Origin of the sequence: Alteromonas sp. RKMC-009 (assembly GCF_003584565.2) — a bacterium.
Taxonomy (GTDB): Bacteria; Pseudomonadota; Gammaproteobacteria; order Enterobacterales; family Alteromonadaceae; genus Alteromonas.
This window is the reverse complement of sequence record NZ_CP031010.1, coordinates 1,688,190-1,708,033: the sequence shown is the minus strand read 5'-3', so window position 1 is coordinate 1,708,033 and position 19,844 is coordinate 1,688,190. Positions and strand designations below refer to the sequence as shown.

Annotated in this window: 27 protein-coding genes and 2 tRNA genes; 5 read left to right on the top strand and 24 right to left on the bottom strand. The window is 46.7% G+C overall.

All coding sequences use genetic code 11. The features are described 5' to 3' along the window. Nucleotides 1-40: 40 nt before the first annotated feature. The 3 genes from DS731_RS07535 to DS731_RS07525 all read right to left on the bottom strand — a co-directional run bounded on the left by DS731_RS07535 (nucleotide 41) and on the right by DS731_RS07525 (nucleotide 4,431). Nucleotides 41-967 carry a LysR family transcriptional regulator gene (locus DS731_RS07535; RefSeq protein WP_119500744.1) on the bottom strand — a complete coding sequence of 309 codons (927 nt, stop codon included), beginning with the start codon at nucleotides 965-967 and terminating at the stop codon, nucleotides 41-43. A gap of 174 nt (nucleotides 968-1,141) precedes the next feature. Then, a complete protein-coding gene (gene uvrB, locus DS731_RS07530; protein WP_119500743.1) occupies nucleotides 1,142-3,157 on the bottom strand; it encodes an excinuclease ABC subunit UvrB in 2,016 nt (671 codons plus the stop codon). After that, on the bottom strand, nucleotides 3,154-4,431 hold the full coding sequence (locus DS731_RS07525) for an MATE family efflux transporter (RefSeq protein ID WP_442858455.1): 1,278 nt from the start codon (nucleotides 4,429-4,431) through the stop codon (nucleotides 3,154-3,156). Before DS731_RS07525 ends, uvrB begins: the two co-directional genes overlap by 4 nt. 1,117 nt (nucleotides 4,432-5,548) lie before the next feature. On the opposite strand from DS731_RS07525, the gene DS731_RS07520 reads away from it, so the two are divergent. Both DS731_RS07520 and DS731_RS07515 read left to right on the top strand, forming a co-directional pair. Continuing rightward, nucleotides 5,549-5,625 (top strand) — tRNA-Asn (locus tag DS731_RS07520). An 18-nt stretch (nucleotides 5,626-5,643) separates the two neighbouring features. Next, nucleotides 5,644-5,720 (top strand) — tRNA-Asn (locus DS731_RS07515). Here DS731_RS07515 and DS731_RS22420 read toward each other — a convergent pair. Next, nucleotides 5,679-7,250, bottom strand: a complete 1,572-nt coding sequence (locus tag DS731_RS22420) for a recombinase family protein (RefSeq protein WP_442858454.1) — start codon at nucleotides 7,248-7,250, stop codon at nucleotides 5,679-5,681. The two genes, DS731_RS07515 and DS731_RS22420, sit on opposite strands and share 42 nt — an antisense overlap. A 23-nt stretch (nucleotides 7,251-7,273) precedes the next feature. On the opposite strand from DS731_RS22420, the gene DS731_RS07500 reads away from it, so the two are divergent. Then, nucleotides 7,274-7,462, top strand: coding sequence for a hypothetical protein (locus DS731_RS07500; RefSeq protein WP_119500742.1), 189 nt, complete (start codon nucleotides 7,274-7,276; stop codon nucleotides 7,460-7,462). A 1-nt stretch (nucleotide 7,463) separates the two neighbouring features. On the opposite strand, the gene DS731_RS07495 is transcribed toward DS731_RS07500, so the two are convergent. The 5 genes from DS731_RS07495 to DS731_RS07475 form a co-directional block, all read right to left on the bottom strand. Then, nucleotides 7,464-7,778: a hypothetical protein gene (locus DS731_RS07495; protein WP_119500741.1), complete on the bottom strand. Its 315-nt coding sequence runs from the start codon at nucleotides 7,776-7,778 to the stop codon at nucleotides 7,464-7,466. Further along, the gene (locus DS731_RS07490; protein ID WP_150154261.1) at nucleotides 7,771-8,193 is read right to left on the bottom strand and encodes a DUF6210 family protein; all 423 of its coding nucleotides are present in this window, start codon (nucleotides 8,191-8,193) and stop codon (nucleotides 7,771-7,773) included. Before DS731_RS07490 ends, DS731_RS07495 begins: the two co-directional genes overlap by 8 nt. A gap of 247 nt (nucleotides 8,194-8,440) precedes the next feature. After that, nucleotides 8,441-8,734, bottom strand: a complete 294-nt coding sequence (locus DS731_RS07485) for a hypothetical protein (RefSeq protein WP_119500739.1) — start codon at nucleotides 8,732-8,734, stop codon at nucleotides 8,441-8,443. A gap of 289 nt (nucleotides 8,735-9,023) precedes the next feature. After that, nucleotides 9,024-9,428, bottom strand: a complete 405-nt coding sequence (locus DS731_RS07480) for a hypothetical protein (protein WP_119500738.1) — start codon at nucleotides 9,426-9,428, stop codon at nucleotides 9,024-9,026. A 438-nt stretch (nucleotides 9,429-9,866) separates the two neighbouring features. Beyond that, a complete protein-coding gene (locus tag DS731_RS07475; RefSeq protein WP_119500737.1) occupies nucleotides 9,867-10,862 on the bottom strand; it encodes a tyrosine-type recombinase/integrase in 996 nt (331 codons plus the stop codon). 405 nt (nucleotides 10,863-11,267) lie between these two features. Here DS731_RS07475 and DS731_RS07470 point away from each other — a divergent pair, with 405 nt between their 5' ends. Together DS731_RS07470 and DS731_RS21905 are read left to right on the top strand one after the other, a co-directional pair. Then, nucleotides 11,268-11,654, top strand: a complete 387-nt coding sequence (locus DS731_RS07470; RefSeq protein WP_232373507.1) for a helix-turn-helix domain-containing protein — start codon at nucleotides 11,268-11,270, stop codon at nucleotides 11,652-11,654. 125 nt (nucleotides 11,655-11,779) lie between these two features. After that, complete coding sequence (locus tag DS731_RS21905) at nucleotides 11,780-11,929, top strand: hypothetical protein (protein ID WP_161599122.1); 150 nt, start codon at nucleotides 11,780-11,782, stop codon at nucleotides 11,927-11,929. Nucleotides 11,930-12,002: 73 nt separating this feature from the next. On the opposite strand, the gene DS731_RS07465 is transcribed toward DS731_RS21905, so the two are convergent. The 15 genes from DS731_RS07465 to DS731_RS07400 all read right to left on the bottom strand — a co-directional run bounded on the left by DS731_RS07465 (nucleotide 12,003) and on the right by DS731_RS07400 (nucleotide 19,832). Continuing rightward, nucleotides 12,003-12,377, bottom strand: coding sequence for a hypothetical protein (locus DS731_RS07465; RefSeq protein ID WP_119500736.1), 375 nt, complete (start codon nucleotides 12,375-12,377; stop codon nucleotides 12,003-12,005). Between the two features lie 17 nt (nucleotides 12,378-12,394). Continuing rightward, nucleotides 12,395-12,670 (bottom strand): hypothetical protein, encoded by a 276-nt coding sequence (locus tag DS731_RS07460; protein WP_119500735.1) that lies wholly within the window; start codon nucleotides 12,668-12,670, stop codon nucleotides 12,395-12,397. A 135-nt stretch (nucleotides 12,671-12,805) separates the two neighbouring features. Continuing rightward, the gene (locus DS731_RS07455) at nucleotides 12,806-13,111 is read right to left on the bottom strand and encodes a DUF7736 domain-containing protein (protein ID WP_119500734.1); all 306 of its coding nucleotides are present in this window, start codon (nucleotides 13,109-13,111) and stop codon (nucleotides 12,806-12,808) included. Next, nucleotides 13,111-13,326 (bottom strand): hypothetical protein, encoded by a 216-nt coding sequence (locus tag DS731_RS07450; protein ID WP_119500733.1) that lies wholly within the window; start codon nucleotides 13,324-13,326, stop codon nucleotides 13,111-13,113. Before DS731_RS07450 ends, DS731_RS07455 begins: the two co-directional genes overlap by 1 nt. Before the next feature lie 189 nt (nucleotides 13,327-13,515). Next, complete coding sequence (locus DS731_RS07440) at nucleotides 13,516-14,022, bottom strand: hypothetical protein (RefSeq protein ID WP_119500731.1); 507 nt, start codon at nucleotides 14,020-14,022, stop codon at nucleotides 13,516-13,518. A gap of 10 nt (nucleotides 14,023-14,032) precedes the next feature. After that, the gene (locus DS731_RS07435; protein WP_119500730.1) at nucleotides 14,033-14,572 is read right to left on the bottom strand and encodes a phage antirepressor N-terminal domain-containing protein; all 540 of its coding nucleotides are present in this window, start codon (nucleotides 14,570-14,572) and stop codon (nucleotides 14,033-14,035) included. A 19-nt stretch (nucleotides 14,573-14,591) separates the two neighbouring features. Next, nucleotides 14,592-14,747, bottom strand: coding sequence for a hypothetical protein (locus tag DS731_RS21900; protein ID WP_161599121.1), 156 nt, complete (start codon nucleotides 14,745-14,747; stop codon nucleotides 14,592-14,594). 11 nt (nucleotides 14,748-14,758) lie between these two features. Beyond that, nucleotides 14,759-14,953 carry a sigma factor-like helix-turn-helix DNA-binding protein gene (locus tag DS731_RS07430; RefSeq protein WP_119500729.1) on the bottom strand — a complete coding sequence of 65 codons (195 nt, stop codon included), beginning with the start codon at nucleotides 14,951-14,953 and terminating at the stop codon, nucleotides 14,759-14,761. Next, the gene (locus DS731_RS07425; protein WP_119500728.1) at nucleotides 14,946-15,266 is read right to left on the bottom strand and encodes a hypothetical protein; all 321 of its coding nucleotides are present in this window, start codon (nucleotides 15,264-15,266) and stop codon (nucleotides 14,946-14,948) included. The genes DS731_RS07430 and DS731_RS07425 overlap by 8 nt, the downstream gene beginning before the upstream one ends. Further along, on the bottom strand, nucleotides 15,263-15,445 hold the full coding sequence (locus DS731_RS07420; protein WP_119500727.1) for a hypothetical protein: 183 nt from the start codon (nucleotides 15,443-15,445) through the stop codon (nucleotides 15,263-15,265). Before DS731_RS07420 ends, DS731_RS07425 begins: the two co-directional genes overlap by 4 nt. A 51-nt stretch (nucleotides 15,446-15,496) precedes the next feature. Beyond that, the gene (locus DS731_RS07415; protein WP_161599120.1) at nucleotides 15,497-15,859 is read right to left on the bottom strand and encodes a single-stranded DNA-binding protein; all 363 of its coding nucleotides are present in this window, start codon (nucleotides 15,857-15,859) and stop codon (nucleotides 15,497-15,499) included. Beyond that, nucleotides 15,849-16,022 (bottom strand): hypothetical protein, encoded by a 174-nt coding sequence (locus DS731_RS21895; RefSeq protein ID WP_161599119.1) that lies wholly within the window; start codon nucleotides 16,020-16,022, stop codon nucleotides 15,849-15,851. Before DS731_RS21895 ends, DS731_RS07415 begins: the two co-directional genes overlap by 11 nt. Next, the gene (locus tag DS731_RS07410) at nucleotides 16,019-16,264 is read right to left on the bottom strand and encodes a hypothetical protein (protein ID WP_119500725.1); all 246 of its coding nucleotides are present in this window, start codon (nucleotides 16,262-16,264) and stop codon (nucleotides 16,019-16,021) included. Before DS731_RS07410 ends, DS731_RS21895 begins: the two co-directional genes overlap by 4 nt. A gap of 1 nt (nucleotide 16,265) precedes the next feature. Further along, the gene (locus DS731_RS07405; protein ID WP_119500724.1) at nucleotides 16,266-16,868 is read right to left on the bottom strand and encodes a hypothetical protein; all 603 of its coding nucleotides are present in this window, start codon (nucleotides 16,866-16,868) and stop codon (nucleotides 16,266-16,268) included. Between the two features lie 195 nt (nucleotides 16,869-17,063). After that, entirely contained in the window at nucleotides 17,064-19,832 is a 2,769-nt protein-coding gene (locus DS731_RS07400; protein WP_119500723.1) for a toprim domain-containing protein, read from the bottom strand. Between the last annotated feature and the right edge of the window lie 12 nt (nucleotides 19,833-19,844).

Here is a 19,844-nt window from a genome sequence, read left to right as displayed (position 1 = left end):
GCGGGGCCTTTTCAATTCAATCTGACCGGCATGATGCCTGTTACTTCTGACTTTCTGAAATAAAGTAAGTCAGCTCTTTGATACAGTGGCGGAGTACCGGATTCAGGCGGGTATTTTTACCGTTCATCACAAACAGTTCGTGGTTAAAGTTAAACAGACTGCCTTTAGCAATAGGCACCAGTCCTAAACTTGCGCCCTGCTCTTTAGCAATATAGTCCGGCAGCAAACCAATGTATTCACCGGTCATAATGGCAGAGAGCGCCGCCTCGAAAGAATCGGAGAACGTCTGAATAGCCAGACGCTGATCATCTTCAATATAATTGGCAGATGACAGACCGGATATGCCGATAGCCGGATACTCACCAATTTTCACGTCTTCCGGCAGTGACACATCGCGGAATTTTGCCAGCGGATGTGTCGGTGAGCAGTACAGGCGGCCCTTGCAGGAAATGCCAACCGGATGGAACGTTACAGATTCGGGTTTCACCATGTCGTAAGTAGAAATCACGAGGTGACACTCACCGGATAACGCAACGTGCTCTACTTCGTTGTACAGACGGGTTTGAATATTGACATGGATATCATCAAATTTCTTCATGGTGCTCTTAACAGCCTTACTGACTGCAAGATGCATGGAAAGCGGCAGGCCTGCCATCATTACCAGGGTAATGTGACCGGAGTAATCGTCGTGAAGCGATTTCAAGTTAAAAACAAAGTTATCGAATGCATTGAAGATTCGTTTGGTTTCCTGGAAAACTACTTCACCTTCTTTTGTCATCTGAAAACCGCCACGGCCCCGGTGACAAAGCACCAGATCCAGACGTTCTTCTAACTTTTTAATCGCAGCACTGATATTAGGGCGTTGCATACGTAACACCGGCTCAGCGGCAGTAAATCCATTACAACTCGCAACCGCATAAAACACCCGTAACAGCTTAATATCTGATTCTTGTAAACGATTCAACATGGCGCAATCCGTGAAATTATAGGTATAGTTATAAATACTTTAGAATCATAATAGGTAACTGTTTGCCCGATTACAACGGCAAATTGTAAGTTTATTCACCGGAATTAACGATTTAATTAAACTGAAACAAAAAAAGCGCCCCGAAGGACGCTTCTGATATATCTGACAAACCCCTTAAGACACGGCGACGACCTGCTTACGTAATGTTTCGATGTCATCACGCACTGACGCGGCTTTTTCAAATTCAAGCTCACGGGCAAACTCAAACATTTTCTTCTCAAGATCAGCAATTTGCGCCATAAGTTCCGTGGCACTGGCAGCCTGCATTTCTTTTTTCTTCTCGGCAACTTTACGCAGTTTCACTTTGCCGGAAGCAGGATGGGCACTGTCACCTAAGTCCATAATGTCCGTAATGGGTTTGTTTAACCGTTGAGGGACTACACCGTTGGCCTTATTGTGGGCTTCCTGTTTCTCCCTGCGCCGGTTAGTTTCATCAATGGCCTTTTTCATCGACTTAGTGATCACGTCTGCGTACATGATGGCGCGGCCATTAACGTGACGGGCTGCACGGCCAATGGTCTGGATCAGTGAGCGCTCAGCGCGGAGAAAGCCCTCTTTATCCGCATCAAGAATCGCAACCAGCGATACCTCAGGCATATCCAGACCTTCCCTGAGCAGGTTAATGCCCACCAGCACATCGAACTTACCCAGACGGAGATCGCGGATAATTTCAATACGTTCAACGGTATCAATATCGGAATGCAAATAACGCACTTTCACGCCATGTTCATTCAGATATTCGCTTAAATCTTCGGCCATGCGCTTGGTCAGCGTTGTAATTAACACCCGCTCGTCTACGGCAACCCTTTTCTGAATTTCAGACAGTACATCATCGACTTGCGTCGCCACCGGACGTACTTCAATTTCCGGGTCGAGCAAGCCAGTGGGACGTACCACCTGCTCCACAATTTCGCCGTCAGATTTTTTCAGCTCATATTCACCCGGCGTCGCGGAAACATATATCGTCTGGGGAGAGATCTGCTCGAACTCCTCAAACTTCAGAGGCCGGTTATCCAGTGCCGATGGTAACCGGAAGCCGTATTCCACCAGCGTTTCCTTCCGCGACCGGTCGCCTTTGTACATCGCCCCGATTTGCGACACAGTAACGTGTGATTCATCAATAAACATCAGGCCGTCAGCAGGAAAGTAGTCCAGCAGTGTCGGGGGCGGCTCACCCGGCGCTCTGCCGGAGAGATAGCGTGAGTAGTTCTCAATGCCGGAGCAGTAGCCCAACTCCAGCATCATTTCGATATCAAACTGGGTGCGCTGGGAAATCCGCTGGTCTTCGAGTAACTTATTACTCTCCTGTAGCTGCGCCTTGCGATCTTTCAGTTCAACTTTAATCTCTTCAATGGCAGCCAGAATTTTTTCTCTGGGTGTGACATAGTGGGTTTTAGGAAACACCGTGGCACGGATCACCGATTTATCCACCGCACCGGTCAACGGGTCAAACAGGCTGATTTTATCAATCTCACTGTCGAACAATTCTACCCGCACGGCCTGCTTCTCTGAATCCGCAGGGAAGATATCAATCACGTCTCCCCGTACACGGAATGTGCCCCGCTCGAAGGCCAGGTCATTACGCTTATATTGCAGTTCGGCAAGACGGCGCAGAATATCCCGCTGATCCATAGTGTCGCCCTGGCGCAAATGCAACAGCATTTTCATGTAGGACTCAGGATCACCCAAACCATAAATGGCAGACACGCTGGCCACGATAACAACATCGCGCCGCTCCATCAGTGCCTTCGTCGCTGACAACCGCATTTGTTCAATGTGGTCGTTGATTGACGCATCTTTCTCTATAAAAGTATCGGTACTGGGAACGTACGCTTCAGGCTGATAATAGTCGTAATAGGAAACGAAATATTCCACCGCATTGTTCGGAAAGAACTCTTTCATTTCACCATAAAGCTGGGCCGCCAGGGTTTTATTGTGCGCCATAATCAATGTCGGACGCTGCACCTGCTTAATAATGTTCGCCATGGTGAAGGTCTTACCGGAGCCGGTAACCCCCAGCAATGTCTGACTGGCAAGACCGCTTTCCAGCCCGTCAACCAGAGCTTCTATGGCTTTTGGCTGATCCCCTGCCGGTTGATATTTGGATTCCAGTTCGAAACCTTTACTCATTGTGCTACTTCTTCTCCCGGTTGCCGGCGATGCTCAGACAGCGCCCGATTAAAATAAACATAAGAGATGGTCGCCATACACAAATTGGCAATGACGACGCCCCAGAACAAGCCTTTCAAACCAAAGAACAAACTTGCCACATAGGATACAGGTACGTAAAAAACAAACAGCCGGATGACACTCAGGATCAACGCTGCCATTGGCTTGTGCATGGCATTCAAAGACGAATTCGTTAAAATCACAATGCCCTGCATCCCGTAGCCCAGCGGAACTATCATCAGGAACAGATGAATGAGCCAGGCCACTTCAGCTTCCTCAGCAAACATTTGGGCTATCCAGCCGGAAAGCAACCACATGATAGCGAACACGACAAGTTGCCAGCCAATAACAAATTTCACCGTTAACCGGTAAGCTTCTTCAACCCGTTGATACAAACCGGCTCCCACATTTTGCGAAATAATGGGCGGCAGGGTCATGGACAATGCCAGAATAACGATAGACGCAATGGACTCAAGCCGGTTCCCGACTCCCCATGCAGCCACGGCCTCCGCACCATAATTCGCCACTACTGCGGTCATCACGCCACCGGCGACAGGTGTAAGCATATTCGCCCCTGCAGCCGGCAGACCAATTTTCAGGATGGGCGCACAGCTCCTGCGCAGTTCCGTAATGGTCAATAAACGGGGTACCATCAGGTTTCGTTTCACTGCCAGCAACCAGATGATATAACTGGCTCCCGCCACCCAGGCGAGGAACGTCGCCAGTGCCGCTCCCTGAATCCCCATCGCCGGTACCGGTCCCCAGCCAAAAATAAAAATGGGATCAAGGGCTGCATTCAATGCGCCGCCAACGGCCATGATGATGCTGGGAGTGCGTGTATCGCCACATGCCCGCAACACACTGTTCCCCACCATGGGAAGCGCCAGAAACACACTTGATAAGTACCACAATGACATATAGTCATGAATGTAGGGCATCAATGTTTCACTGGCGTTCAGTGCTTTAAATATCGGGTCAATCAAAAAATACCCCGCAACGGCAAGCAAACCCACCATCACGAAGGACAAGGTTATCGAGCTGGTTGCATACTCCCTGGACTCAGAATAACTCCCGCTACCCTGCAACTTACCAATAATGGCTGACGTTCCAATCCCGAGGCCGATATTTAAACTGATAACCGTAAAGGTAACCGGAAACGTAAAACTGATGGCTGCCAGAGGTTCAGTGCCCAGTAAACTGACGAAGAACGTATCAACAAGGCCAAAGCTCATCATCATAACCATGCCCATGATCATCGGTACGGTCATTCGCTTTAATATAGTAGCTACATTACCTTGCGTTAAACTGGAAGCGCGCGTGTTATTTTTTGATTCGGTCACGTCGGTCTCTTTACTGATTCGCCATGAAGTGACGATGGGAAATAAAACGGGCTTAGTCTACTTGAGTGACTGCCCGGTTGCACGACTATCCGCCACGGTGAACACCCGTCTTATCCTTTATTCTTTTTTAAGAAATATTTTTATTTTTTTATTTGACAGATTTTGGTTTATCGCCTTGTCAGTCACTAAGCCGTCAAAAGTTCGTCTTTTATAAATGAAAAACACCTATGATTTTCCACAATTTTAAATGACAGTGGGATGACAGCTATTTGACAGCTTGTGTCATATAACCGGCGTGGGAAAACCCTTTTAATCCCTGTGCGGATCCGGCGAACTATGTTAATTATCCGTTAACACTAAAAAAGATCGTCAAAATCCTGTTGCCTTATTAACCGCTGTTAGCGAATTAACACACAAGTGTGTTAATGTGTGACCAATGCAGATCATATTATCCACCGGGCACGATCAAACAATACAAGCAGTTGAATTTAATAAATAAATCAAACAAACTCATGCCATCACATCAACGAATCAAACTGATTTATTGCTGCAAATTCCAACGATCCCCCCACCTATCAACATAGTTATCCACAGATTTAGTGGATAAGTGCGTAAAGGCCAGTATTCACGTGTATTTTCCGGGATCCCGCCGATTTTTTTGTAAGTGAAGACTAACCTTATGATTGGCTGATGCACGTTACCGTTACATTAATAACTGTACTTTAATACAGTAGTCAAAGCCTTTTTAATACCCTTTAAATTACTCGGCTAACTTTTTAGTTATAAGCTTTATTTGTGTTTATTCGATTTCAGGCATAGTCAAAAATCTGACTTATTTTTCAACAACCTGTCTGTACCTGGAGTAAACAAGTGCATTTTTTAAGCGCTTTGAGCAATTTTTGGCTCGTAAATCTGAAAAAAGCTATTTTTTGAGCGAACGGAATAAAAACCTTAAAACGTTTGTTGACAGTGACAACATACGTCATTAATATTCGCCTCCGTTGAAAGCCGGTCCCCCTTAGCTCAGTTGGTTAGAGCGACGGACTGTTAATCCGCAGGTCCCCCGTTCGAGTCGGGGAGGGGGAGCCAACTTTCGACAAATCCGGTTCCCCCTTAGCTCAGTTGGTTAGAGCGACGGACTGTTAATCCGCAGGTCCCCCGTTCGAGTCGGGGAGGGGGAGCCACTCTTCTCTACTGGGAACTATTCCAGAATGCGCAGAGAGTAAGGCTTCAGGTCGATATTTCACTTTAATTTCATCATCTTGCACTTCTACTGAGTGTAGGAACGTTTTGAAAAACTCCCTCACCTTTCCCGGATTGCTACTCGTTTTAATTATATCTACCAGCAGTTCACTCAATTCAGACAGATCTCTTTCTGTGATTTCCAGTGTTGGTGGTTTTTCCGTTTCAGCAATTGCCAGTTCAGTATTCAATTTTCTGATTGCTTCGTTATTTGAGCGAAGACGCGGTGCTAAATCCTGCAGGTTATAAACTCCTGATGCATCTTCCAGCATTTCGTACAAACGCGAGTTACGTCTTTCCATTTCTCTGATTTGCTGAATCAAATCGGTGCACCGTTCACGTTTTTTCTTTGCCCAGGATCCACATAAATCGTTCAACTGCAGTAGTAAGTCTTTCAGATTTCGCTCTGTAAGCACTTCAGAGCAAATAACGTCTACCATCCAGGGGTCGAATATTGCTGAATTGATTCTCCTGTTCTCACAGCCCAGTCCGGCCTTTTTAGTACCACAGTTGTAGTAGTAATAAACTTTGGTTGCACCTTTGGCCCGTTCAATTTTCATTGACTGACCACACTTGCCGCATTTAAGGATACCGGTAAAGAACCTGGTGCTCTTTGCGGAACCCTCTTCACGAACGGCAGTGTTTGTTTGCTTGTCCATCATCGTCTGGACAGCATCGAATGTTTCAGTGCTTACGATCGGTTCATGGCTATCCACGACAATCCATTCTGAGCGCGGCAGTGACCCGTTACGGCCTTTTTTACCGAATGCCACCTTACCCACTACCCTTTCATTGCGCAGCAGCTCCAGTATGGTTGTTTTGTTCCATTTCTTACCACGATTCAGGCGCCCTTCAGCATTCATCAGTTCGGCAATCTGTTTTCCACCGTAGCTGGCCAGCTTCAATTCGAATATCCGGTTTACCGTACCCGTTTCTAATGGATTGGGAATTAGTCTGGTTTTCTTTTTCTGGCCGGCCACAGGTTCCTGCTGGTACCCGAATGTGACAAAGCCGCCGTTAAAGTACCCTTTCTGGGCATTGGCTATCATTGAGCGTTTTGTGTCCTGCGACACCTGACGGGAATAATATTCGTCAAACAGTTCCAGAATACCTTCGTAAATGAAGCCAGAATCGCCCTCATCGATGTTTTGTGACACATAGGCTATCTTCGTATTACTGTTTGCTAATCGTCGCTTGTTGAGCTTTGCTTCAAGTGCGTTACGGGCAAAACGGGATGTACTCCAGCAGATAAAGTAATCCACATCGAAGTTTTCACAGTAAGTAATTGCCTGCTGGAAAGCTGGACGGTTATCAGAGGTGCCGGAAATACCTTCATCCGTGAAAACTTTCTTAATGTCGGCACCCAGTGAGACTGCGTGTTTTTTACATTTGTCGATTTGGCTTTGTACGGGAAGTTCTTTTTCCGCCTGCTTGACCGTAGAGACACGGGCGTATATTACACAAGTGGTCATTTTTATAGTTCCTGAGAGTTCCTATGACAGAGGATAGTGATTTTTGTTTACCAGAGGAAGAAACCCAGGTGATATTCTATTTGAAGTCACCGGTTATTTTCTGTCGCGGTGTATTCCGCAACGGTGTGTTTGAAATCCACGACCACTGGGCGCTGAAGTATGCACGGCCGGAAGAGGTTGAACGCTGGGATTATCAGGGGCAGGGAATTTAGTTCAGCGAAAGAAAAATCCCCATGTCATATATGCCATTGTCGTAACAAAAATAAGTAAAACTGAAGCTATTGCATAAAATACCGCGTTTTCAGAAAGCACTGGCAAGGGAATACCACCAATGACCACAGGTAAGAAATAACATTCATTTCTGTAAAGCCAGTCGTCATACATTGAAATGCAGCGTTCTGCAGAACTTCCGCAGTAATACCTGCCATCAATTAGCAATACACATTTCCCCTGCTGGTAAATAATTACTTCCGCATTATAAGTTATGTAATCCCTGATAAACTCATCACTAACCATTAATTCAGTCACAATTCTGCATCCTTGTATAAATTGCCGGATGCTTATCGAAACGGGTATTACCAATAGTGCCGGTGATGACAACCGGCCACCAGTCCTCTTTCAATTCTGATAACCGCGAGTAATCAAAATCAAATTTCAGCTTCCAGTCGCCGCTGTCGTTGTAATCCAAAATAGCCTTTGCGATCTGGTTTGCCGCGAACCTCTGCGTCCCAGGGTTATCAGGATTTATATCACCACAACCCAATTCGCAATCATCAAATCTTGGTGCAATATCAGCAAAGGGCACAAGAAAACCCTCATAGCTAACATGGGCACAGGAATGCCCGCCCACTTGGTTCTCATACGAGACACCAGTTTTAGCGCTGACAATCAGAAATGGGATTTCGTTTAGCGGGAACGATTCGTACAGGATAATTTCAATCATGTCGCTTGACATCACTATGAGGCTTAAAAGCGTAATACAGCGCTTCAACCAAACTGAACGCGACTAACAGAATAGAAATGACAATTAGATATTTCACTTTTTATTCTCCACACATTCAACCCAGACAGCCCCGCGAACTGCCGTACCATCGCACTGTAAAGCGTCATACAAATACTTAACTCCCACCGAAAGCGAGGATACCGCAATGATTATGGCGAGAATAAGCCTTAATTTATCTGACAAATGTTCAAACATCGCCTTTCTCCAGTTTGTTGGCGTATCCCTCAAAATAGCTAATGACGTAGTATTCACCTTTTGTATCTGCAACATTGTCACTGTAGGCGGCTTCTATCGCCTCCCGAACCCCCTTAGCCTTGATTTTGGCTTCTGCGGGGCGCTCTGCTTGCCATTTATCTCTGGTAAAAGAAATCCCTCTAACAGCACACTCTTTGTTTGAGCAAGTAACTCTGTTTTCGTGTAAATGACTAAAGTATTTATGTGCCGGTGAGCCACACCATCCGCACGCCTTTAATTCAATCATTGTCTATGCCCTCTGGTGAAGATGGTAAACAGCTCTTTTCGATAATCCGTGTATCTGAATGGTTGTTTCGTTTTTGTTCCACACTTCGGGCATAAACGGACTTTATGTCCCGAACTTTCATCCTCAATAGTCGTTACATCCACGCCATACTCTTCACAGCAATGTTTTGATTCATGCATACAAGACCCTTCTGCTTACTATTTTGCGTTTGAGGTATAAACCTTCAACTGACAAAATTGCCGTGATAAAAATTAAAGTGAAATTAAAGTCACGCATGGGATGCTTTTCTCTAAAACAAACTCATCTGGTAATTAGTGCCTGATACTTCATCTATTTCAATTTCATCAGAGTCAGGAAACTTTAAATTGTGCTTTTTCGCAATACGCTCGACTGTGCTTAAAGAAGTTTTAATTCCGTGCGTATTTAGAGCCTTAACGACATCATGTTTCGATTTTTTCTGCATCAGCAGGGTTTTGGTTATCTGGATGCGCTGAAACTCGTAGTAACGGTTTATGGAAGGTACGTAAATGGAATTGGCTTTCCATTGATATTCAGGGGCGCTGACAATACGCCAGATTTTCAAAAATATGTCTGGTCCGGTCGCTTTGGCGATATCCCGCCACAATTTGGGCAGATTTAACTGTTCAAGTTCAGCCATTTTCAGTTCATGGCTGGGGCACAGTTTTTTAGTCATAGTGTTTGCCTAAATAGCGAGTTTGAAACCTGTGCAGATATGCTGGTACCCACCCTATCCTGCTGATGGTGCAATAGCTGTCTGCCGAGCCCCCACCCCTCTAATCATACTAAAGGATAACCATACTGTGTGCTTTATTTGAACAGTAGCAATGAGATAGATGAATATTTTTATATTTTATTGCGCTATTTATTAAATAAGCTGCTCTGTGGGTACTGTATTACTTGTGTGTCGCTTTGAGTTGTTGCGCTATTTGTATATAAGGCGCAATACTGAGTTCCACGAACCTGTATGCTATTGTCCGTTTTAAAGGTGAGTTTCAGGGGCTGCTACGCACCCCTTTAAACATAGATATATTGAACATAGGCGGTACAGACTATTTGTTTTCCACGATTCAAATAATGCCTGAATAGACATCTTTCCGGAGATATCACGCTATTAGCGCAGCTGTGATATCAGGGCTCCGGCTGCTGAACTCACCTTTCCAAGCGGGTTGGCTTTATCAATCTGCTCAGTCAGCTTGCGCATGGCCATCTGTGTGTAAATAGCGGTAGCGTTCGGGTCTGTGTGGCCAAGCAGCATCTGCCGGGTAATCAGATCGAGGTCATCTTCTGCATACTCAGTACCGGTAAGATGCCGCAGGGCGTGAGGATGGCACTGATTGGCAGGCACACCAGCCTTTTCACCACGCTGCTCTATCATCTTCTGAATAGAGCGGATGCCCATGCGACGGTTCTCACCGTAATAATCCCATTCATTTACTTTACGGTTCTGCACACTGACGAACAGCACCTGATCACCATTGGCCAGTGTCCGGTTGATGTCTTTTAATTCCGGATGGCCAATATAAACGCGCAGATATATCTGGGCTTCAAGGGGCACCGGTACCATCCGTTCCTTTTTACCTTTCTCAAACACCCGGATAGCCAGGCGCTCTGTATCCAGATAGTCATATTTCACGATGTTGCTTTGATTCAGGCCCGAAATACCGGCTACACGGAATCCACAGCCGCCAAGCAGGGCGATGATTGCGGCATCACGCACACCTAAGAATGTATCAAGGTCGCACTGCTGCAGCAGCTTCTCGAAGTTCTTCAGGCCCATGGCCACAGGGATTTTCTTATCAGAAGTCGGGTAAGGAAGATTGCATGCGGGATCCTGCGTAATGTGCTCATCTTTATGCAGCCATTTGTAGAAACCTTTTACTGCGGCCACAGCGGTTCGCCGTGAGCTGGGCTTCAGGTTCTTATTATGCAGGAAGTGGCCTACGAACATCTCCAGCTGCCGGATAGTGATGGCCAGCGGGTTGGCTCCGGTGACTTCACAGAACTCTTCCAGCAGAGAGAGGTAATATTCGTACTTTTTTGTCGTCTCTGCAGACTTACCTTCGTTCATCAGTTTGAACTGCAGCCAATCTTTAACCAGCGTTTTCATAAAAAAGATCCCAGGGGGGCATTTCCCGCTTTATTTTGGACATTTACCCTCTTTTACCCCTGCAGCCCGCATAAGTAAAGGGATTGTGCATGTCCAACTTTGTCCAAAAACGCGAAATTTCGATTTTCATTTTGGACAACTCAGACCAGTTGCCAAAATGAAAATGGACATTCCCCCTTTTTCTGTATTTTTTAGATCTCTCTCTAACTAATTCTTTCTTAAAGAAAAATAATAAAAAGGAATAAAAGGGCCGGAAACCGCAAAAACCGAAAATGGACAAAATTGACATGAAATTTGACAAACCAAACACCAAAATTGACACAAATAAAAAGCGAAATAACCAAAAACAAACCGTATAACAATAATTTGCAGCAAAAATAACTGATAAATTACTGAAAATGTCTGATGTCAAAAACATTTACCTCCGACCCCGGCATTCTGAAAAGGCATATACGCCCCCATATTGAACGGCCTGCTAGTATTCGCAGTACAAACGCACGGGCAATGAGCCCTTCTTCAGAGGATGACATGTTAAGCCTTCCACCTTCATTTGATGGCAGGCAGCTACGTAAACTGCGTCTCGAAGCTGGCTTTACCCAGCAGCAGATCGCCGATGCAGTTTGCTTAAGCAGGGAAACGGTAGTTGCAATAGAGAACAACAAGCAGTCGGCCATCGACGGATTGAAATGGAAGACGGTGAGGAACTGGTGTTTAGTGTGCAAAGGTAAAGTGCGCTATGAAACTATGAACACCTTTACCAAGTACCTGGTCGGGCAAGTAACTAAAAAATAAACATTAGTTCGCCCACATATAACTATTTATTATTGAATGTGGATTTGGATTCACATATTACCCGATGAACTGCTGATAATATGGACTCCGGTGGATGCCGTTATCTAATAATAAATGGAGTAGTTATGAATAAGGATATAATCACCGTTGCAGCACTTCTGGCTTCTATTCGTGCCATGTTGATCATGATGGAAGAAACCGGCGCAGACCACTCGCTGGGGTTGCACTGCTTAATTGACCAGTGCGAACAGATAGTTTCACCTTACGTGAAATAAGAAAAGCCCCTCAATTGAGGGGCTTGGTTTATTAAATATGAGGCTGTTTACACTAAAATATAAAAGCCGGCTGTCAGTCTCTGTTGGCCAATCCAGTTTTTACAGTGTTATTGCTCTGAGAATAGTTCCAATCTTTGACAATTCCAGTTTCTTTATTAATGGTTACAGTGAATATTGTCGCTTCAGATTTGGCTCCGCCAATAAATATACCTGCGATAGGAATAAAGCTTTCGGGCGTAGCATGCGACGACACATGCATGTACGTTAAAATCTTTTCTCCGTTAGAACTTAACGCCACGCCCATGGGCTGACCGAGCCTTGCAACAACATCAGCTTCAGTAGTGACACCCTTTTCTATTTGACTCACATAATTCTGGTCAACTTTGGTACCAGAAGAGGCACACGCAAAAATTACGAGGGAGAGAAAAATTATACAGACTGATTTCATTATGAATTCCTTTTCATTTATTTAGCTAAATTAATTGCAGTGACAATTTTCCCTAATCCTGCGAGAACCACGGAAACAAATATTCCAGTTACAAACCATTGGATGGCTCCAAGGTACATTACAAACTCGTGATCTCCGATAAACGGATTATCCGGCAAAGCAAAAAAAGAGACAGTCCAACATATAATTAACGCCAGCCATCCTGTGGCAACTGCAACTTCAGGATAATGAATAGTGTCCTTATCTAAGATTTCTTCATTACGCCTGACTTCCTGTTTTATTTTTTCATCCATAAAGCTCTACTCCATAAAATTCCCGTTAACAATAATTCTATAAAGTAGAGAGCGCAACAAAAAGCCCGCTTCAGCGGGCTGGGAGTTTGGAGCGAATCAGTTTTTCGTTCCCAGGGTTTCAATGATAGGTATTGGTTACGTAAATTGACTTAATAACGGATCCGGCATGGCCTGAAACCGCTGAATCATTAAATCACGTTCACTTTCAGAGGGCTGAGGTAACGAGTATTCGCCCTGATGCTCAGTATCGAAAACTTTGTTCCAGTAACGTTCATCTGTAACATTTTCTTTTAGCCAGGGCTCTATAGCCTTCAACATGTTCGGTATCATGTGAGTCATCAAGCCATTTTTACCGGTGACAGCCTCAATATCTTCATAGACATGTCCAATGTCTGTGTGAAGAATGCCGGTAGTTAAATTACGCAATCGTTGAATATCCATCACTTGCCCTTCCGCTTACTGAAAACAAATCCCATGATGACTGTGGTTACCTTCCAACTCACGGCTGTAATAGCTAACAACCACGTTACCACGCCAAGCACAATAAATACCGCCGCCCAGTTACCAATTGTGAGGTTTCCTTCAGGCACAGTATAGAGATCCCAAGATGCAAATATCACCACACCGAGGAGAATTAACCACTTAGTTTCATTCATTGACAATCCGTCCTTTACGTCTCATCGTTTCGATTTTATTCTCGATTTTCTTAGCGCAACTAAAGCAGATTTCATCAAAGCAAATATGACCGTTCCCAGTGCTATCGCTATCCATTTCGAACATATTGCAATCGAACTTTCTACCCCGCTTTACCTGCTTGTTGCATATCTCGCATGTGAATTTGAACATTATTCACCTACCTTTGCGCGGAGTTGGATCACGGGTTCATAAATTTCAGCTATCGCCTTGTCGTAACAGTCGCCGCCATAATTCCCGCCTATCCCGCATCTGATCAAGTCTGTAACCTTTGGGTTTAAGCAGGCTTTCTCCAACTCCTTCACACGCTGCTCTGCTGCTGCCAGGGCTTCACGCTGCGCATTAACATGTTCGCAGATTGTTGAGAATCCTCCGTGCTCGAAATCAATATCATTCCCCACCATATTCCAGCATTCACTTAGTAGCTCATTGCTGCGTTTATTCTCACCTTCAAGTCGGCCCAATTCCTGTTGCATAGCCTTGACTTTCTCGCCCATGCTTTTAGTGAACTCCAGTTGTTCGAGAAATGAATCCTTAAGGCTGGATGTCTCAGTAATGATCGGCTCCATCAGCTTTTCAACTTCGGCGGCAGAGACCAGTGCACCGTGCTGCGGATGGTAGCCGTGGACGGTTAGTGTTGTATTTAGTTCGTCTGACATAGATATTCCCTCACACATCCATAACGGTCTGGCGGCCAATGGGAATATTCATTCCATAGCGTTCGTTGATGTCTCGCGCATATTCGGCTCTGATGTGAGGGTCTTTGATTTTATCCAGCTTGACCAGGTCACTGCCTTTGCTCGCTTTGAAAGCAATACCCTTGGTTTCGTAGTCGTGCAGTGCCTTGCGCCATTCTTTCTGCAGGGCCAGCAAGTTATCAGCCACAGTTTCGTTACCGTTAGCACGAACTCTGGTAGTGTTTACTCTCGCAAGATACATCTCACACGATTCAAGCAGAATGAACATCGTGTTTTTCGCACCCTTAAGGGTGTCGAAACTATTAAAAACTGGCTCTTTTAACTCGCAACAGCCATACAATTCGCGATTATCGCCAGAAATGGCTGCTTCTCTGGCCGATTTCCACTGCAGGCCTAGCATTTCTACTATTGGTTTTAGCGGAATATAATCTGTATTTTCATAGGTGATCACGGTAAGAAGCATGCCGTGAAACTCGATAATGGTCTTAAATTTTGCTGTTGGTTCGGTCATTGGTAGTTCCTGTTAGTTGTTACTGATTAATCATCGTGTCGAACTGCTCAGGTCCATGCAGTTCGACACGTTCTTCACACACCATGCACTCGTAAAGTTCTGCGCCGGTGTTCGGGTCCTCACCCACAAAGGTAAAGTCGGTTAATTCGTTACATGTTGGGCAATCTAATGTCATAAACAGCATCCTCACTCCAAGTAATCGCGCAGCTGCAGTCGTTCTGCCCGGATGCGGGCTTTCTTTAATGCTTCGCGCATAATTTGTGAAATGGTCACTTGCGAGCAGCCGCATACTTCTGCGATTTCACGTGTATTCAGACACTGGCCGGGCTTCGCCAACCGGCAAAGCACTTCCAGCGCAATATCAATTTCGTTGTTACGCAACCCGCGATTCTGCTGTACACAGGCTTTCTTCACCGGCGCTGGCGGTTTCGATTCCATCCCAGCTGGTTGCAACAATTTCATATTCGCATTCATCAATATCTTCCAGGTAAGCCACACTGGCATCGATGGTGTAAACACCTTGAACAGGCTGTGGGTGTTCTGGCAGGCGGTCGAGCCAGTTTTCAGGGTCCCAGTTCAGTATGTCCTGATCTACCCAGTCGTACTCGTCACCCAGCAGGCCGATAATGCATACGCCATACAGGCCTATACACAGTTCTATGCTCACATTGACGGTGGTTTTTTCAGAGCTCATGAGCGCAGCTCCTCGAGGCTGATACCGCACTCCTTAGCCAACCGGTAATCTTCGATGTCATGACGGGTTTTCAGGGCTTTCTCGCGGTCAGCCTTGTCCCGTTTAGGCATGGTGTTAGACGAACTGGTGGTATGGCTACGTAATGAACCTACCAGGCGAAAAGGGTTATAGTCTGTCATTGTTAGTTCCTTGTTTTGTTTAATTAAGCCCGCCTGGTCCGCGGGCGTTAGTTACACGCTCTGTGGGTTTTTGCCACCGAGCAGTTGAATGTCTCCGTTTTGGTCAACGATAACTTCGGTCACGTAGTGATCTTGTCCGTTTTCGTCGGTCCATTTGCGGGTTTTGTTCTTACCGCGCACATAGAGTTGATCGCCGCTGGCACGGAACTGGGCTACGACTTCAGCTTTTTTTCCCCACACCACCACTTTGTGCCATTCGGTTTCCTCAACCTTCTTGCCATTCTGGTCTTTGTACACTTCTGAAGTGGCCAGTGAGATATTGCACACGGCCACGTTGCGTTGTGTGTAACGCAGTTGCGGGTCTGAACCTAAGTTGCCCACGAGGGTCACGGAATTAACACCTTTAGTTGCCACGGTGTACTTCCCTCCAAAGTTTGCTGCATTCGTTCCGGCGGGCTCTGCGTTCAATTACCAGCAGCACGAATAAAAGCAGGATGATGAAGGCATAAAGCGGCGCCTGTTCAAAGTCGACGCTGGTAACAATCAGCAGGCCAAATAATCCAATGAGTGCGTTCATGCGTTGACTCCCGGATGCTTTACCAGCTTATGGTTACCACGACGATGCGCCAGGCGGTGTTCGCTGTGCAGCGTTTCGCCAGGCATCATTTCGCGCCAGCCTTGTACAGAGGTAGGTTTTTCGCCTGACCAGTCAAAATCACTGGCCGGGCCTTCATGAAACGCTTCGTTATTTAAAATAACGCTAACGTTCTTTTCTGCCGGTACCGGCATTTTTCCGAAGTTGGGTAAGAATGCGAGCATGCTATTTACTCTCCGACAGATACTTTTCAATTTTCGCGGCGTTATCTAATTCAGAAGTACCATCTGAATTCTGATAACGATATGAAGCCAAACCATTGAAGAATCGTAACGTCATGGCCATTAACTGGCCCGCTTCAATTTCAATGTCTTCTAAAGTGACTCCCTTTTCAGGTTCCGCACTGTATTGGAGTACCGCTTTCTGAAGTTCACCGAATTCCTCACCCACTATTGCGAGCGCCTGAAAGGGGTTTTGAGGCCACAATGGGAACTTATTTATCGCAGACGAGTGCGCACGATTTGCAGCTAAAGCAGCTTGGTAGGTAAATGGAAAATCCTGTATCAGGGCACTACTATTTACCCATAGCGGCCGCAGGCCTTCCGAAAATTCAGTTTCTTGATTAAGAACATTGATATCGAAAGTCCAATTACCTTCTTCATTTTTGATTACAACCTTAGGTTCCTCATAACTATCTATGACATGAGCCACTTCTGTTTCAGGAACACCGAGATAATGAGCTAATAATTCGTTACTAGCTGACCTGAAGTACACCACAAAATTAATCAGGTCCATGTACGGTGGCTTTGCTCGCGCTAAATCTTTCATTGTGTCATTCCTGTTTTAGGTGAGAGACGCAGACACCCCCGCTGCGTCCGGATACTTTTACAACGGCATGGCGGCTACTCGGGATATCCCATGCTTGTGATGTGGTGCGCACAATGACGAAGGTGTAATTGCCCTTCACCGGGTAGTACCGGAACTGTGTGCCCACTGGATAGGTTTTGTTGAAATACGTGGCGTTCATAGCAATTCACTTCTCTCTGCACGTGTGTTTTCAGGAACGGTAACGGTGATCCCGTACTGCTCCAGCTTTTTGAGGTCGAGGCGCTGCATGTTGGCAACGCGTCTGCCATCGATTCCCCGTACCTTGCCGTCTGCTTCAATGCAGCCAGCCTGCTCCAGCTGCTGCTTAAGCACACGCGGGGTTTTAACCGGCATGTTGTTGTACTTCTCCCGCAGGGCCACTGAGGTGGACAGGTGCGCCATCATCTGCGGCACACGGATGCACAGGAAGTCAGCATCGTTACTGGAAAAGTCGGTCTGTTTTTCGAAGCAATACGGGAACGGGTAACGGCCTGCAGCGATTTCATCCATGATGATTTCAACAATCCATATCCACGGGTCGCGGTCGTTGTTGGTGTCTGCAATATGGGCGTTCATTTCGGTGATCAGGTCACGTTCGAATTCTTCAGTGAAGTCTTCGATGCCGGCAAAACTGCGGGCCAGCCGCCATGCAGTCATCAGCGCTGCGTAGTTGTTTACCATGCGCTCTGCCCCGCGGTCGTTGTCGCGGGAACGGCAGTACACTTTGCATTTCTCCAGACATACAGAGAACACCTGCTGGACGGTAGCCTTGTTAAGCTGCGCCAGCCATTGCATCCATTCGTACATAGGAAACTTGGGCAGGTTCTCGGGCATCAGCGGCCCTTTGCGGTTGCTCAGGTCTGTACGCACTGTTTTACCGGTCAGTGATTCTACGGGCACATCCTCACCGGCCAGCAGTACAGGCGCTGCAATCAGGAACGGTGTTTGCGCACTGCCCCGTGTGGTTTCGGTGTAGTTGTATGATTCCTGCAGCAGACTCACTGCACGGTGGATAATTTCAGCTTTACGGGCCGACAGCTCTTCCCAGCCGATAGGATGGCTGGTACCGGACACGCTGGTCATTAACCGGTATTCAGTACCCATGCTCTGGCCGGACAGCATTTTCATACCGGTACTGCGTTCAATACGCTTTACCAGTGTGGTTTTACCAGACGATTTACCGGCCTGTACTATCAGGTGTGGCCAGAATCCGAGAAACAGTTTCAACTGAGCACCAATTACCCAGATTAGGGCCCGCGCTGCGGCGTTATCGGTGAAGGTTGTCTGATACGCTTCAATGACCTGTGCCGCATGACCGCGCATACCACGTGGAAAGGCGAAATCTGAATAAGGGCACTGCTGCTTTGGTTCGGTAAAGAAGCAGTCTTTGCCTTCATTCACAACCGGCTTACCCTTCAGGTAACACAGCCCGACGAAGTTGGCAGCGTTAACAGAACCGATGCCGATGGTACGTTCAAAGATGTTCAGCATTCGGGAGAACATCTTGGCGTTGAAAATGGGTCCGAGTTTGCGCCATGTGTCGAGGTTGTGCAGCTGCTCGTCTTCCATCACCTTGCGCTGCAGCTCTGCTTTATGGCGCGGGTTCTGGATAAGCGCCACGAACTGCACCCGGGGGGCATTGTCATCTTCACCGCTCATGGTGGCGGCAGCACTGGCAATCTCTACTTTACTGATACCGGCCACGCGGTAGCCGGCTACATCTTCATAGCTTTCCTTTTGTTCACCCTCATCATTAGTTGAAATTTTGATGAAGGAAATAAAATCCGGCTTTACACGGAAGCGCCAGTATTGCTGCTGATCGTGATGCGGCAGATAAATACGTGGCTTTGCCCGTTGCTGCTGGTCGTCATCGTTATCTCTGCCGGCCAGACCCGGAATGAGCCATGATTCTTTGCGGGTAAACTTCAGGCGGCTTTTGTGTTCTTTCCAGATATCGTTAGCATCCTGCCCGTATTCCCACTCGCTGCGGTCAACAAAGAAACATGCCACGCCTGCCGCCAGACAACCTTCATGAATGCGCCATTCTGCCTCTGCAGAGTAACAACGATAAGGGCCGTTCGGGTTGCGCTTATCTTCCTTGGGTTCATCTTTGTCGTAGCAGCTCATGATGGTTTTGCCACGAAACAACTGCCAGTTAACCTGCACCTGCGTACCGCGCAGCGCAATGGCGCACACTGTAGGGTTGCCCCAGAATGCAGCTTCAATGCTTAATGCATCCAGCGGCCCTTCCACTACATAGACGGTTTGCGCTTCACGCAATGCACGGGGATCCAGCATCCAGAACACACCGTTTTTCTGTCCGAGAGACTTGGTTTTCATGCCCCCGTTTAATTCGGCGTCATAGTACCGGTAGTCAACGGCGGCCAGCATTTTGGTATGGGGATGAAAAGTATTAAAACTGACGGCTTCGCCGCCGTGGTGCGGCTCACCGGCAGCCACTTTCGGATTGATATAGTTAGTCCAGCCCAGTGAACGGTTTTCAATGCCGGCTTTAATCACATGATCCGGAATACCACGTTCACTGTTCAGATATTTATAAGCATTGCCGGCCTGCTCTGCATTTTTATTAGCAATGTACAGCAGCTTGTCTGTATCACTGGTATCTTCCTCTTCATCCTCACGCAGCGGCAGATAATGCAGGTAATACATGTTGTGCAAGGTACGGTTCGCCGTAGGGTAATCCTGATCCATTGCCCACATCACCAGGTCAAGCACATGGCCGCCGCCCTGCCCCCTGGCATCACGCCAGAATGCGTGCATCAGGTTTATGGATATCTCGGGGCGCTCAGCGTCCTTTCTGCGCCACAGCTGAACATCACCGTTCTGACTGCAGCGCACCATTCCCAGCCGTCCGGCAAGGTCTGGTAAAGCAATACGTTCACGTAACTGATCTAACGTCAGCATGTTGTAACCTCT

Bases quoted from the DNA above. Each gene is read 5' to 3' on its own strand.
- DS731_RS07525 (WP_442858455.1), bottom strand. From the start codon at position 4,431: ATGATGAGCTTTGGCCTTGTTGATACGTTCTTCGTCAGTTTACTGGGC.
- DS731_RS07470 (WP_232373507.1), top strand. From the start codon at position 11,268: ATGTCAAAAACATTTACCTCCGACCCCGGCATTCTGAAAAGGCATATA.
- DS731_RS07440 (WP_119500731.1), bottom strand. From the start codon at position 14,022: ATGTCAGACGAACTAAATACAACACTAACCGTCCACGGCTACCATCCG.
- uvrB (WP_119500743.1), bottom strand. From the start codon at position 3,157: ATGAGTAAAGGTTTCGAACTGGAATCCAAATATCAACCGGCAGGGGAT.
- DS731_RS07460 (WP_119500735.1), bottom strand. From the start codon at position 12,670: ATGGATGAAAAAATAAAACAGGAAGTCAGGCGTAATGAAGAAATCTTA.
- DS731_RS07475 (WP_119500737.1), bottom strand. From the start codon at position 10,862: ATGAAAACGCTGGTTAAAGATTGGCTGCAGTTCAAACTGATGAACGAA.
- DS731_RS21905 (WP_161599122.1), top strand. From the start codon at position 11,780: ATGAATAAGGATATAATCACCGTTGCAGCACTTCTGGCTTCTATTCGT.
- DS731_RS07400 (WP_119500723.1), bottom strand. From the start codon at position 19,832: ATGCTGACGTTAGATCAGTTACGTGAACGTATTGCTTTACCAGACCTT.
- DS731_RS07435 (WP_119500730.1), bottom strand. From the start codon at position 14,572: ATGACCGAACCAACAGCAAAATTTAAGACCATTATCGAGTTTCACGGC.
- DS731_RS07405 (WP_119500724.1), bottom strand. From the start codon at position 16,868: ATGAAAGATTTAGCGCGAGCAAAGCCACCGTACATGGACCTGATTAAT.
- DS731_RS07425 (WP_119500728.1), bottom strand. From the start codon at position 15,266: ATGAGCTCTGAAAAAACCACCGTCAATGTGAGCATAGAACTGTGTATA.
- DS731_RS07480 (WP_119500738.1), bottom strand. From the start codon at position 9,428: ATGACTAAAAAACTGTGCCCCAGCCATGAACTGAAAATGGCTGAACTT.
- DS731_RS21895 (WP_161599119.1), bottom strand. From the start codon at position 16,022: ATGAACGCACTCATTGGATTATTTGGCCTGCTGATTGTTACCAGCGTC.
- DS731_RS07485 (WP_119500739.1), bottom strand. From the start codon at position 8,734: ATGATTGAATTAAAGGCGTGCGGATGGTGTGGCTCACCGGCACATAAA.
- DS731_RS07410 (WP_119500725.1), bottom strand. From the start codon at position 16,264: ATGCTCGCATTCTTACCCAACTTCGGAAAAATGCCGGTACCGGCAGAA.
- DS731_RS07490 (WP_150154261.1), bottom strand. From the start codon at position 8,193: ATGATTGAAATTATCCTGTACGAATCGTTCCCGCTAAACGAAATCCCA.
- DS731_RS21900 (WP_161599121.1), bottom strand. From the start codon at position 14,747: ATGACATTAGATTGCCCAACATGTAACGAATTAACCGACTTTACCTTT.
- DS731_RS07465 (WP_119500736.1), bottom strand. From the start codon at position 12,377: ATGAAATCAGTCTGTATAATTTTTCTCTCCCTCGTAATTTTTGCGTGT.
- DS731_RS07455 (WP_119500734.1), bottom strand. From the start codon at position 13,111: ATGGATATTCAACGATTGCGTAATTTAACTACCGGCATTCTTCACACA.
- DS731_RS07535 (WP_119500744.1), bottom strand. From the start codon at position 967: ATGTTGAATCGTTTACAAGAATCAGATATTAAGCTGTTACGGGTGTTT.
- DS731_RS07450 (WP_119500733.1), bottom strand. From the start codon at position 13,326: ATGAATGAAACTAAGTGGTTAATTCTCCTCGGTGTGGTGATATTTGCA.
- DS731_RS22420 (WP_442858454.1), bottom strand. From the start codon at position 7,250: ATGACCACTTGTGTAATATACGCCCGTGTCTCTACGGTCAAGCAGGCG.
- DS731_RS07420 (WP_119500727.1), bottom strand. From the start codon at position 15,445: ATGACAGACTATAACCCTTTTCGCCTGGTAGGTTCATTACGTAGCCAT.
- DS731_RS07500 (WP_119500742.1), top strand. From the start codon at position 7,274: ATGACAGAGGATAGTGATTTTTGTTTACCAGAGGAAGAAACCCAGGTG.